Annotated in this window: 13 protein-coding genes; all 13 read left to right on the top strand. The window is 58.4% G+C overall.

Annotation, left to right across the window (positions count from 1 at the left end; all coding sequences use genetic code 11):
* The first annotated feature begins 35 nt into the window (after window positions 1-35).
* The 13 genes from acuI (at window position 36) to ACR0K4_RS11280 (ending at window position 12,989) form a co-directional block, all read left to right on the top strand.
* A complete protein-coding gene (gene acuI / locus ACR0K4_RS11340; protein WP_480520297.1) occupies window positions 36-1,031 on the top strand; it encodes an acryloyl-CoA reductase in 996 nt (331 codons plus the stop codon).
* Between the two features lie 186 nt (window positions 1,032-1,217).
* The gene (gene frr / locus ACR0K4_RS11335; RefSeq protein ID WP_480520299.1) at window positions 1,218-1,781 is read left to right on the top strand and encodes a ribosome recycling factor; all 564 of its coding nucleotides are present in this window, start codon (window positions 1,218-1,220) and stop codon (window positions 1,779-1,781) included.
* 9 nt (window positions 1,782-1,790) lie between these two features.
* Window positions 1,791-2,522 carry an isoprenyl transferase gene (locus ACR0K4_RS11330; RefSeq protein ID WP_480854034.1) on the top strand — a complete coding sequence of 244 codons (732 nt, stop codon included), beginning with the start codon at window positions 1,791-1,793 and terminating at the stop codon, window positions 2,520-2,522.
* Window positions 2,519-3,301 (top strand): phosphatidate cytidylyltransferase, encoded by a 783-nt coding sequence (locus ACR0K4_RS11325; RefSeq protein ID WP_480520303.1) that lies wholly within the window; start codon window positions 2,519-2,521, stop codon window positions 3,299-3,301. Before ACR0K4_RS11330 ends, ACR0K4_RS11325 begins: the two co-directional genes overlap by 4 nt.
* Complete coding sequence (dxr, locus tag ACR0K4_RS11320; protein WP_480520305.1) at window positions 3,301-4,473, top strand: 1-deoxy-D-xylulose-5-phosphate reductoisomerase; 1,173 nt, start codon at window positions 3,301-3,303, stop codon at window positions 4,471-4,473. Before ACR0K4_RS11325 ends, dxr begins: the two co-directional genes overlap by 1 nt.
* 5 nt (window positions 4,474-4,478) lie before the next feature.
* The gene (gene rseP, locus ACR0K4_RS11315; protein ID WP_480854033.1) at window positions 4,479-5,831 is read left to right on the top strand and encodes an RIP metalloprotease RseP; all 1,353 of its coding nucleotides are present in this window, start codon (window positions 4,479-4,481) and stop codon (window positions 5,829-5,831) included.
* Between the two features lie 345 nt (window positions 5,832-6,176).
* Window positions 6,177-8,537, top strand: a complete 2,361-nt coding sequence (bamA, locus tag ACR0K4_RS11310) for an outer membrane protein assembly factor BamA (RefSeq protein WP_480854032.1) — start codon at window positions 6,177-6,179, stop codon at window positions 8,535-8,537.
* 69 nt (window positions 8,538-8,606) lie between these two features.
* Window positions 8,607-9,128 (top strand): OmpH family outer membrane protein, encoded by a 522-nt coding sequence (locus tag ACR0K4_RS11305; protein WP_480854031.1) that lies wholly within the window; start codon window positions 8,607-8,609, stop codon window positions 9,126-9,128.
* A gap of 72 nt (window positions 9,129-9,200) precedes the next feature.
* Window positions 9,201-9,674 carry a 3-hydroxyacyl-ACP dehydratase FabZ gene (gene fabZ / locus ACR0K4_RS11300; RefSeq protein ID WP_480520313.1) on the top strand — a complete coding sequence of 158 codons (474 nt, stop codon included), beginning with the start codon at window positions 9,201-9,203 and terminating at the stop codon, window positions 9,672-9,674.
* Complete coding sequence (gene lpxA / locus ACR0K4_RS11295) at window positions 9,671-10,456, top strand: acyl-ACP--UDP-N-acetylglucosamine O-acyltransferase (RefSeq protein ID WP_480854030.1); 786 nt, start codon at window positions 9,671-9,673, stop codon at window positions 10,454-10,456. The genes fabZ and lpxA overlap by 4 nt, the downstream gene beginning before the upstream one ends.
* 4 nt (window positions 10,457-10,460) lie before the next feature.
* Window positions 10,461-11,255, top strand: coding sequence for an LpxI family protein (locus tag ACR0K4_RS11290; protein WP_480854029.1), 795 nt, complete (start codon window positions 10,461-10,463; stop codon window positions 11,253-11,255).
* Entirely contained in the window at window positions 11,255-12,421 is a 1,167-nt protein-coding gene (lpxB, locus tag ACR0K4_RS11285) for a lipid-A-disaccharide synthase (RefSeq protein WP_480854028.1), read from the top strand. Before ACR0K4_RS11290 ends, lpxB begins: the two co-directional genes overlap by 1 nt.
* Window positions 12,414-12,989 (top strand): hypothetical protein, encoded by a 576-nt coding sequence (locus ACR0K4_RS11280; protein WP_480854026.1) that lies wholly within the window; start codon window positions 12,414-12,416, stop codon window positions 12,987-12,989. Before lpxB ends, ACR0K4_RS11280 begins: the two co-directional genes overlap by 8 nt.
* Window positions 12,990-13,039: the final 50 nt, after the last annotated feature.

Below are 13,039 nucleotides of genomic sequence, written 5' to 3'. Positions count from 1 at the left end.
GCGGCGGATCACCGGAAAACGAAAGGATAACAAACATGTTCAATGCTCTGGTTATGGACAAAGACGAAGACAGCGGGCTGGCCGGTGCGTCGGTCCGGCAGCTTTCGCTGGACGCGCTGCCTCAAGGTGAGGTGACCGTTGCCGTCGAGTTCTCGACAGTGAATTACAAGGACGGGCTGTGCATGTCACCGAAAGGGGGCGGGCTGGTTCGCGCTTATCCACATGTTCCGGGGATTGACTATGCCGGAACCGTCGAAGCCTCCTCTGATGACCGGTACAAGGCTGGTGACAAGGTGGTGCTGACCGGCTGGCGCGTCGGAGAGGCGCATTGGGGCGGTTATTCGCAGAAGGCGAACGCCCGCGCCGATTGGCTTGTTCCATTGCCAGAAGGGTTGTCTGCGCGTCAGGCCATGGCTGTTGGAACGGCCGGGTTTACCGCCATGCTGGCCGTTATGGCGCTTGAAGATCACGGTCTGGAGCCTGGGCACGGGCCGGTTCTGGTCACCGGCGCCGCCGGAGGGGTGGGGTCCGTCGCAACCGCTATTCTTGCGAATCTGGGATATGAGGTCGCTGCAGTCACCGGACGGCCGGAAACCGGGGAATACCTGAAATCTCTGGGAGCCACGACGATTGTTCCGCGGGAGGAACTGAACGAGACCACCAAGCGCCCGTTGGAAAGCGAAACCTGGGCCGGGTGCGTGGATGCGGTTGGCGGCGAGATGCTGGCCCGTGTGCTGGGACAGATGAAATATGGCGCGTCCGTTGCTGCTGTTGGTCTGGCCGGCGGTGCGGCTTTGCCGGCGACGGTCATTCCCTTCCTGCTGCGCGGAGTGAATCTGCTGGGCATCGACAGTGTGATGCAGCCCTATGACAACCGCGTGCGTGCGTGGTCCCGCATCGCGACCGACCTGCCGATGGATAAATTGGAGGCGATGGTTCATCCAGCCACGTTGTCGGATTTGCCACAACTCGGGGCCGATATTCTCAAAGGGCAGGTCAAGGGGCGCGTTGTTGTTGACGTGAACGCCTGACGAGGTCACACCACCATTGTCCGGCTGGTTATTCTGACTGGCCGGATTTTTTTTTTTGAACAGTTCACAAAAATGCCGGAAACAGTTCTGGCTTAGGGCACAATTCACCCCCATGATTGCTATACATCCCATGTGCAATGGCGTAAGACCCAACCAATTAGCACTTGAAGACCGGGAGTGAGCAGTATGTCTGACGATTTCGAACTGGACACCGACGATTTGAAACGCCGTATGGACGGCGCGATGGCGAACCTGAGGACTGAATTTGCGTCCTTGCGCACGGGCCGTGCCTCGGCCTCGATGCTGGAACCAGTCATGGTGGACGCCTATGGTTCGATGACACCGATCAACCAGGTGGGCACAGTCAACGTGCCGGAACCGCGCATGGTTACTGTAAATGTCTGGGACAAGTCATTGGTCGGAAAAGTGGAAAAGGCGATCCGTGAAAGTGGCCTAGGGATCAATCCTCAGCTGAATGGCACAATCATCATGTTGCCGATTCCCGAACTGAACGAAGAACGTCGGCGTGAACTGGGCAAGGTCGCCGGTCAATATGCCGAAAGCGCCCGGGTCTCGATCCGCAACGTGCGGCGCGACGGGATGGACCAGATCAAGAAAGCCAAGGCGGACGGCATGTCCGAGGATGACCAGAAATTCTGGGAATCCGAAGTGCAGGACCTGACGGATCAGATGATCAAGGTCGTGGACGAAGCACTTGAGACCAAACAATCTGAAATTATGCAGGTTTAACCCCGTAACATGCTCAACAATCCCCAAGATAACAACGCGCTCGGACCCCGTCACGTTGCCATCATTATGGACGGCAATGGTCGCTGGGCACAGGCGCGGGGCCGACCCCGCCTGTTTGGCCATCACGCAGGCGCGCGCCGCGTGCGCGAGGTTGTCGAGGCCTGTCCGGGACTGGGGATCAAATATCTGACCGTGTTTGCGTTTTCGACCGAAAACTGGAAGCGGACGCAGGTGGAAGTTGCCGGTTTGATGAGCCTGTTCAAGCGTTACATCATCAAAGAGACCCGGACGCTTAAAGAAAATGGTGTTCGGGTCCGGTTTATCGGGGATCGTGTGCGGCTTGATGCCAAGCTGATCGAACTGATGGACACGCTGGAGCAGGAAACCAAACAGAATGACCTGATCCACCTGACCGTTGCCCTGAACTATGGCGGTCGGGACGAGGTTGCGCGCGCCACCAAGCGTCTGGCACAGGACGTTGCGGCGGGTTTGTTGCGGCCTCAGGATGTCGACGAGGAAACGCTGCCGAAATACCTTGATACCCGCGTTCTGCCGGATCCGGATCTGGTGATCCGCACCAGCGGCGAGGCGCGCATCTCGAACTTTCTTCTTTGGCAGTCTGCCTATTCCGAATACGAATTTATCGATACTCTGTGGCCCGATTTCACCGCCGCCGAGCTTGAGCGACTGTGTCGGAATTTCGGTGCCCGCGAGCGGCGGTTTGGAGCGGTTCTGGCATGAGCGATGGCCGATGGTCTGATTTGACCACACGGGTGTTGTCGGCTGCGGTTCTGGTTCTGATCGGCGCGGTCGAGGTTTGGCTCGGCGGCCTTTGGTTCGAAGCCTTCATCGCCATTGCCTGTGGCTTGATGACGTGGGAACTGGTCAAGATGATCGACCCGAAGCGCGGGGGGGTCGCCACACAGCTGGCCATGCTTATGACCGTCGCCGTTATGCTCAACTACCACGTGCCGCCAATGATGACTTTTCCGTTTCTCGTCGCTCCGGCTTTGGTTGGGGCAGGGCAGGTTCGCCAGGCTCGTGGGACGTTTATTCTATTTGCGCTTTGGATCGCAGCTGCCGGTCTGGGCTTTATCTCGATCCGCGAGAATATGGGCTTTGTCTGGATGGTCTGGCTGATCTCGGTCGTGGTGGCGACGGATGTGGCGGGGTATTTTGTCGGCAAGGCGATCGGCGGGCCAAAGTTCTGGCCCCGGATCAGTCCGAAGAAAACATGGTCAGGTACTGCGGGCGGATGGGTTGCCGCAGCTGTCGTCGGTGCGGTCTTTGCCTCCTATACCGGTTATGGCATCCTGTTTGTCCTGATTTCGGTCCTAGCCTCTATGGCCAGCCAAATGGGCGATATTGCCGAAAGCGCCACCAAGCGCAAATTCGGCGTGAAGGATAGCTCAAACCTGATCCCCGGGCATGGCGGTTTTCTGGATCGGTTTGACGGGATGATGGGGGCGTCGTTGTTTGTACTGGTCGCAGCGCAGTTCTATTCGCCCGGAGGGATGTAATGCGCAGAGTTTCGATCTTTGGCGCAACCGGGTCGGTCGGGCAGAACACCATCGACCTGATCGCGCGAGACCCTGATGCTTATGATGTCGTGGCGCTGACCGGTGGGGCGAATATCAAACAGCTTGCTCATGACGCGATCCGTTTGCGTGCTGATATTGCGATCACCGCATTTGATGATCGGCTTGACGACCTGCAAGACGCTCTGGCCGGGTCAGGTGTTCAGGCAGCTGCAGGGCAGGCGGCTTTGATTGAGGCCGGCGCCCGGCCCGCCGATTGGGTCATGTCAGCCATCGTCGGCTCTGCCGGACTTGCGCCAGGGCTCGAGGCCTTGAAACAGGGTGCAACGCTGGCTCTGGCCAATAAAGAAACTCTGGTTTGTGCCGGTCCCCTCGTGATACAGACGGCAGCGCGACACAATGCGCGTCTTTTGCCCGTCGACAGCGAGCATTCTGCTGTCTTTCAGGCACTGACCGGCGAAGATCGGGCCGCAGTCGAACGCATAATTATCACTGCCAGCGGTGGAGCGTTCCGGGATTGGCCGCTGAGCAAGCTGGCCAGTGCGACGGTCGAGCAGGCGTCGAACCATCCGAACTGGAACATGGGCCAAAGGATCACGATTGACAGTGCGTCTATGTTCAACAAAGCGCTGGAAGTCATCGAAACCAAAGAGTTCTTTGGTGTCTCACCTGACCAAATCGAAGTTCTGGTTCACCCGGAATCCATCGTGCACGCTCTGGTCGGGTTTCGCGATGGTGCGTTGATGGCCCATCTTGGTGCACCAGACATGAGGCATGCCATCGGGTATGCGTTGAACTGGCCGGATCGGCGTGATCTGCCGGTCAATCGTCTGGATCTGGCCCAGCTTGGTCAATTGCGGTTTCAAACCCCCGATGATGCGCGTTACCCCGCCTTGCGACTGGCGGATACGGTCATGAGACGCGGTGGATTGGCAGGAGCGGTGTTCAATGCCGCGAAAGAGCGGGCACTGGATCAGTTCATTGCCCAGAGAATTCGGTTCACGGACATGGCAGACGCCGTCTCGATTGTACTTGAGCGTTTTGAGGCCTCAGATGGCCTTATTGATGCCCCTATGACCCTTGATAACGTGCTGCAAACGGACCATCTGGCACGTAAGTGGGTCGATGAAGCCGTACTAGAACGAGCAGGATAAAATCGTTGGATATTTTCTCTTTGATCCCGAACTTCGGCAATCTGCTGTATACGATTGCGGCATTTGTGGTCGCTTTGTCGGCGATTGTCGCCGTACATGAATATGGCCACTACATCGTAGGCCGCTGGTCCGGCATCCATGCCGAGGTGTTCTCGATCGGCTTTGGCCCTGTGTTATGGAGCCGTATCGACAAGCGCGGCACCCGCTGGCAGATCGCGCTGTTGCCCTTTGGCGGTTATGTCAAGTTTCTGGGCGATGCCAATGCTGCGTCGGGCAAAGACGAAGACACGATGGGCGAGATTGCCCAGCAAAACCCGGAAGAGTTGCGCAAAACAATGCATGGCGCCCCGCTTTGGGCACGCGCAGCGACTGTTGCAGCAGGTCCGGTCTTTAACTTTATCATGTCCATTCTGGTGTTTGGGCTGATTTTCTGGTCTCAGGGGGTGTCGCGCGAACCTTTGACCGTTGGCTCGCTCAGCCCGTTGCCCGGCACCGTCCAGGAACTGCGCGACGGGGATGAGATTGTCGCCATTGAGGGTATCGAGACGCCGGATATCGACAACTCGAAAACCTGGGGGGAATTCACCTCGGCTTTGCCTGTGCAGCCTGAACTGGAATATACCGTCATCCGCGATGGTGAGACTTTGGTCGTGTCAGCGCCGTGGCTCTTTCCGCCTTTGATCCAACAGGTTGCACCACGCAGTGCCGCGATGGATATTCAATTGAGACCGGGTGATGTCATCACCGCCGTGGATGGTGATCCGATCTTTGCCTTCGCGCAGCTTAAGGAAAAAGTCGAAACCTCGGACGGGCGGGCGTTGTTGCTGGATGTCTGGCGCGACGGGGCCGAGTTGGAATTCGCTTTGGCCCCGCGGCGCACCGACGAGCCTCAGGCCGACGGCGGGTTCGTGACCCATTGGCGGATCGGGATCGTGGGCGGCATGATGTTGGAACCTGCGACCGTTCCAGCCGGGTTGTGGTCGTCGATGACTGGCGGGGTTGAACAGACTATTCGCATCATTGACGGCTCGTTGTCGGGCATGTGGCATATGATCACGGGCGCCATCAGCACTTGCAACATATCCGGCCCGATTGGCATCGCCGAAACGTCCGGAGCGATGGCCAGCCAGGGCGCTCAGAACTTCATTTTCTTCATTGCGGTGCTGTCAACTGCGGTGGGATTGCTGAACCTGTTTCCCATCCCGGCGCTGGATGGCGGGCATCTGGTGTTTTATGCCTACGAAGCTGTCGCCGGAAAACCGCCCAGCGACAAGGCGCTGCGCATTTTGATGGGGATCGGGATCACGATGATCCTGTCGCTGATGCTGTTTGCAGTCAGTAATGACCTGTTCTGCTGAATATGGCGCGGATTACATGGTTCGGACGTAAAATTGCCTCATTTGATGTGTACCTTCAAATCCAGACTAGCATTCGGAAAACGTGTCGATGGCAAAAGCACTGCAAAAATCCTACCGGAGCTTCAGCGTTCTGTTCGTCTTGAACTGGGACGTTATTCTTAGCTTTGGAGTAACGGCTCTGGCACTGGCTGTCGGGGGCTACCTCGTCGGTCTCTGATTCTCTCTCATATGATGTTTTTTCTCTGAGCGGTCCAATGGGCCGCTCTTGCATTTGGTCTTTTGACAAGACCGGTTAATCCCGCTACTGACCTCATAAAGTCCTATAATTTCTGGGTAGAGAAAAAAATGACTGACAGCAGAGGCTCGGGCACATTCTGCGGCGCACAGGTGCCGCGAAACAACATTTTGTGGCAGGCACTATCGCTTTTCGTTCTGTTTTTCGCATTGATTTTATTGGCTTTGCCGCAGCCGGCACGGGCTCAGAATTTCACGGTCAATGCCTTCGAGGTTGAGGGCAACCGAAGGATCGAGACCTCGACCATCATTGCCCGTACGGGAATCGAACCCGGACAAACCGTGACAGCCGGGCAGCTCAACGACGCTTTTCAGCGTTTGCTTGACAGTGGTGTTTTTGAAACAGTCGAACTGACGCCACGGGGCTCAACCCTCGTGATCGAGGTCGAGGAATACCCGACCATCAACCGGATCAGCATCGAAGGGAACCGCCGCGTCAAAGACGACGTTCTGCTTGATGCGATTTCGTCTGAAACGCGCCGTGTCTATACCCCGCAAGCGGCCGAAGCGGACGCTGATCTGATCGCTCAGATTTATTCGTCGCAGGGGCGCGTCTCGGCGACGGTTATTCCGCGTATCATTCGGCGCAACGACAACAGGGTCGATCTTGTGTTCGAAGTTGCCGAGGGCACGACGATCGAAGTTGAGCGTGTCAGCTTTGTCGGGAACCGCGCCTATTCGGACCGCCGCCTGCGCCGCATCCTGCAGACCAAACAGGCCAATATTCTGCGGACGTTCATCCGCAGCGATACATTCATCGCCGACCGGATCGAATTTGACCAGCAGGTGATCCGCGATTTCTACCTGTCGCGGGGTTATGTCGATTTCCGGGTCAACAGCACCAATGTTGAATTCACTCGGGAACGCGACGCCTTTTTCCTGGTCATGAATATCACCGAAGGGCAGCAGTTCTCGTTTGGTCGGATCAGCACGGTCAGCGAAATTCCCGGCGTCGATGCCGCGATCTACCAAGAAGCGCTCAAGATCAAACCGGGCGTGATCTACAGCCCGACACTGGTCGACAACTCTATTGCGCGGATGGAGCGTCTGGGTATCAAACAGGGCGTGGATTTTCTGCGGGTCGAGCCCCGTGTGACGCGTAATGCACGCGACCTGACGCTGGATGTTGAATTTGTTCTGACCAAAGGTCCCCGGATTTTTGTAGAACGCATCGATATCGAGGGTAACACCACCACGCTGGACCGCGTAATCCGCCGCCAGTTCGACACGGTCGAAGGTGACCCCTTCAACCCGCGTGAAATCCGGCAGAGCGCAGAACGCATCCGCGCCCTTGGGTTTTTCGCCACAGCCGATGTTGAGACCCGCGAGGGCTCTAGCCCAAGCCAGGTTATTGTCGATGTGGACGTCGAGGAACAACCGACCGGCTCGCTCAGCCTCGGAGGCAGCTTTTCGGCTGCGGACGGGTTCGGGATTGCGATCGGGCTGAACGAATCCAACTTTCTGGGACGGGGTCAGAATGTGGGCCTCTCTATCTCGACCGCGCAGGACTCCGAGCAATATGTCCTGACATTTACCGAACCATTCCTGCTGGGGCGCAGGCTGCGGTTTGATCTGGGGCTGGGTCTGGAAACGACGAACTCCAGCTTTGCCAGCTTCGACTCCGAGCGTTTGTTCTTTAGCCCGTCGCTGACCTACGCGATTGGTGAGCTGTCATCGCTGAGCCTGCGCTATAACTACGACCGCAGTGAGATGACATCTCAGGCGAATGAAGCGAACGGCGCGGTCATTGCGTCCGAGATTGCGCAGGGCGAGCGAAACACGAGCTCGATTGGCGTGTCCTACACCTATGACAGCCGTCTGGGTGGTCTGAACCCGAACGCAGGTGTGTTGTTCGAGGTTGGTTTGGACGCAGCAGGTTTGGGCGGCGATAATGAATATCTCAGATCGACGGCCCGTGCCATCGCGCAGCAACGTGTTCTGAACGAAGAAGTTGTGCTGAGAGCCACGCTCGAGCTGGGCGCATTCCGCTGGCGCGGCGACGATTTCAGCCGGACCATCGACCGTTTTGTTCTGGGACCCAGCACGTTCCGCGGCTTTGAACCGGCCGGTATCGGCCCGCGCGACCTGTCAAACGGTCAGGACGACGCCATCGGTGGCAACTACTACTGGGTGGCACGGTTCGAATCGGACTTCCCGCTGGGTCTTCCCGAAGAACTGGGCTTGCGCGGCGGTGTTTTCTATGACGTCGGGAACCTTTACGACATTGATGACGTGAACACCGCAGGCGCCAATATCGTAGGCGCTGACGGCTCGGTTCGCCATGTCATCGGGGTGTCGATCTTGTGGACCACGCCATTTGGTCCTCTGCGCTTCAACTTCTCGCAAGCCATCAAGAAAGAAGACTTCGACGAAGAGCGGAACTTTGACCTGACCGTTCAGGCGCGGTTCTGATCGCGAATGATCGGTGTCGGATCAGCATTTTGGCAGGGCCTGTCGCGGGCCCTGTTGGTGTTTGGGCTCGTGACATTCGCAGCCGTCGGGCAAGCGCAGCAATTGGGCATCCCGCAATCAGATGTCCTGACAATGTCCAGTGAACGCTTGTTTGCTGGCTCGGCCTTTGGTCAACGTGTCTTTGACGAGATCGACGCCGAAAGCGCCTTGCTGGCGCAAGAAAACGAACGCATCGTCGCCGAGCTCAGCAAGGAAGAGAAAGAACTGACAGAACAGCGTGCGACGCTGACCCCGGAAGAGTTTCGCCCCTTGGCCGAGGATTTTGATACCAAGGTGCAATCTCATCGCGAAGGACAGCGGGCCAAGCTGGACGCATTGGCGCGACGCGGAGAGGAGGCGCGGGTTCGGTTTTTCGAGATGGCCCAGCCCATCCTGATAGACCTGCTGCGAGAATACCGGGCCTCGATCGTCATTGAACGTTCGAACGTGATTCTCAGCTCGGACGCCTCTGACATTACGGATGCCGCAATCGCGCGCATCAATGCAGCGATCGGGGATGGTGCTTCTTTGGAACGTAAAGAGGAAAACTAGCTTGGCTTGCCCTTGCGTGACGGTATTGCTAACCACGCGGAAACGAGACATCCAAAACGGGACATCTGTACTATGACGACGGAAACAAAAAGCGCCGACATTCAGCTGATCCAGCGCATTCTGCCGCACCGCTATCCGTTTCTTCTGGTCGACAAGGTGGTTGATATCGCAGGCTACCAGTCAGCTGTGGGTATCAAGAATGTCACCATGAACGAGCCACATTTTCAGGGCCATTTCCCGGGTACACCAATCATGCCGGGCGTCACCATTGTCGAAGCGATGGCGCAGACCGCGGGTGTAATGCTGGGTGTGGGCATGGATGTGATCGACAGCGAGTTGTTGATCTATTTCATGAATATCGACAAGTGCAAATTCCGCCGCAAGGTGATCCCGGGCGATGTGCTCGAGATGCATGTTGAAACTGTGCGCGGTAAAAAGGGCGGCAAGATTTTCAAATTCGCCGGCCGGGCCACGGTGGAAGGCGAGGTGGCCGCCGAGGCTGAATTCTCGGCCTATGTCGATTGGGACATGGAAAAGACAACATGAGCAATATCCACGCCAGTGCAATCATCGAAGACGGGGCACAGATCGGGCAAAACTGTGTGATCGGTCCGTTCTGCTATGTCGGGTCTCAGGTTCGTCTGGCGGATCGGGTTGAGTTGAAGTCTCATGTTGTTGTGACCGGGAATACAAGTGTCGGGGATGACACTGTGATCTTTAATTTCTCGGTCATCGGAGAGATCCCGCAGGATCTGAAATTCGGTGGCGAGAACACCCGTCTTGAAATTGGCAAGCGCAACCGCATTCGCGAGCATGTGACGGTCAATACCGGAACCGATGGCGGCGGTGGAGTCACCCGTCTGGGCGATGATTGCCTGCTGATGGCTGGTGTGCATGTCGCCCATGACGTCCAGATCGGGGACCGGGTGATCATGGTGAACCATGCCGGTGCGGCGGGTCATTGTATCATAGAAGATGACGTGATCGTTGGCGGTATCTCGGGTCTGCACCAATGGGTGCGTGTCGGGCGCGGGGCCATTATCGGTGCGCTGACCATGGTTGCAAATGATGTCATTCCTTACGGGCTGGTGCAGGCTCCGCGAGGTGAACTGGATGGGTTGAACCTCGTGGGTCTCAAACGGCGCGGTGTCGCGCGCGAGGATATCTCCGCTTTGCGGGCAGCGTTTCGCGAGTTGACCGATGGCGATGGCACCTTCATGGACCGTGCAAAACGCCTGGGTGAGGATGCCAACAGCGACTATGTCCGCCATATCGTCGAGTTCGTGACGGGCGAGACCGACCGCTCTTTCCTGACCCCGAGGAAATAACCCCATGCTGGCCCTGATCGCAGGCACCGGAGCGCTACCGGACGCGGTAGTGGCCCAGCTGACGGAACCTCCGCTGATCTGCGCGCTCGAGGGGTTCGAGCCCGACAGTCTAAAGCCCGACATCGTGTTCCCGCTGGAACATCTGGGCAGTTTCATTGCCGACCTGCAGGCGCGCGGTGTCACCCAGATTTGCATGGCAGGCGCAGTGCGTCGTCCGGTGGTTGATCCGTCTCGCATCGATGCGGCGACCCTGCCGCTGGTGCCGGTGATCCAAAAGGCCATGATGTCCGGCGATGACGGGGCCCTGCGCGCTGTGATCGGAATTCTGGAACAGGCCGGGCTGACGGTACGCGCGGCGCACGAGATCGCGCCCGATCTTTTGCCACCACTGGGGTGTCTGACACAGGCTCAACCCAGTGAGACGGATTTGCGCGATGCAGACAAGGCAGCCGGTATCCTGCGCGCCATGGGCGCTGCGGATATCGGACAGGCTTGCGTTGTCTCGAAAGGACAGGCGCTGGCCGTCGAGGGCATTTTCGGCACCGCCTGGATGCTGCAATCTCTGACCCAGCGCCCGGACGCTGGCGGCGGTATCCTGTTCAAAGGCCCCAAGCCCGATCAGGACCGGCGCGCCGACATGCCCGCCATCGGGCCGGACACGGTCAGTGCCGCTGTCGCCGCAGGTTTGGCTGGCATCGTGATTGAAAAGGGCGGCGTCATCGTTTTGCACCGCGACCGCGTGGTCGAGGAATGTGACCGTCTGGGCCTGTTTCTGCAGGTTCGCGAGCGCGCGGTCTGATGCGCGTCTTTCTGGTCGCGGGTGAACCCTCGGGCGATCGGCTGGGCGGCGCGCTGATCGAAGGGTTGAAGACCCTTGTACCCGATATCGAACTGGACGGTGTCGGGGGGCCGTTGATGCAGGCGCAAGGGCTGGACAGTCGTTTCCCGATGAGCGAGCTCAGCGTGATGGGTTTGGTCGAGGTTCTGCCGAAGTTCTTTCACCTCAAACGTCGGATCAATGAAACGGCGCACGCGGTGCTGGACACGCAGCCTGACGTTCTGATCACCATCGACAGCCCCGATTTCTCGCTGCGCGTGGCGCGGCTGGTCAAGGCCTCCAGCACGATCCGCACCGTGCATTATGTGGCCCCGAGCGTCTGGGCCTGGCGACCGGGCCGGGCCGACAAGATGGCAAAAGTGATAGATCACGTTCTTGCGTTGCTGCCGTTCGAGCCGCCCTATATGGAACGCGCCGGGATGGAGTGCGATTTCGTCGGGCACCCGGTCGTCAATGAGCCTATTGCTACGGAACCGGAGATCGCCCGTTTTCGCGCCGAGAACGGCCTGAACGACGCCCCTTATGTTCTGGCTTTACCCGGGTCTCGCCGGGGCGAGGTGGACCGTCTGGCCCCAATCTTCGGCGAGGCTTTACGGGTGTTTCTACAGGACCGCCCCGACACGCGCGTCGTGGTTCCCACTGTTGCGCATCTGGCCGAAGCGATGACCGCGCATGTAAAGGACTGGCCGGGGCAGCCCGTTGTCGTTGACCCGCAATCGCTGCCTCAGGATCAGGCGCAGGCGCAAAAACGCGCGGCCTTTGCCGGGGCCGAACTGGCACTGGCCGCGTCGGGGACGGTTTCGCTGGAACTGGCGGCGCAGGCCACACCGATGGTGATTGCGTATAACCTGAACTGGCTGACCACCCGGATCGCCAAACGCATGGTCAAGCTGGACACGGTGACACTGGTCAATCTGGTATCGGATACGCGGGCGGTTCCTGAGTGCCTGCTGGAGGCGTGTCAGCCAGACAAGATTGCACAGGCCCTCAAGCAAGTCGCGGCAACGCCGGATGCACAAAAACAGGCCATGACCCAGACGATGAACCTGTTGGGACGCGGTGGAGAAGCGCCCGGTCTGCGCGCGGCACGTGCGGTTCTGGAACGGATGCCGCAGCAGCATGTTTGACCTTTTCGTCTTTGCCTTTTCCGCCGGGATTGCGATGATTTCGACCAACCTCGACAATCTGGCCGTTTTGCTCGGCCTGATCCTGATCATGGACCGACGCCGCACCATAGCGGGTTTCGCCATTGCGCAGGCGATTGTTCTGTCGCTTGCCATGACCGTCGCCGTCGGGTTGGACCAAAGCGGTATCCCGCAATGGATCGGTTATCTGGGCTTTGTACCGCTGCTCTTTGGTCTGCGCGGCATCTGGCGACAGTTTCGCGAGACCGAGGTGGAAGAGGTGAGTTCCAAAGGGGCCGTAAGCTCGGTCGTGACCCTGTTTCTCAGCCTGTCGGTGGACAGCTTTGCCGTCATGACCCCGTTGCTTGCGGATTCGACACCGACATTCCGCCTTGCCGCCTTGACCGGGGCCGCCTTGGCCGCGATTGTATTGGTTGCGGTGGCGTCATGGGGGGCACCCCGGGCGAAAAGCCTTGGTCCGAAGGTGGCCCGGATGGATCGGATCGCACCCTATATCATGGTCTGTGTTGGGCTCTACATCCTGTTCAACTCACCCACGGACGTGTTGTGATCCAGACCTACCTGTTGCGCGCCTGTACGCATGGGTATGTTTGTCGCGAA

The organism is Ruegeria sp. K11 (assembly GCF_056531905.1).
This window is presented reverse-complemented; position numbering and strand designations above follow the sequence as displayed.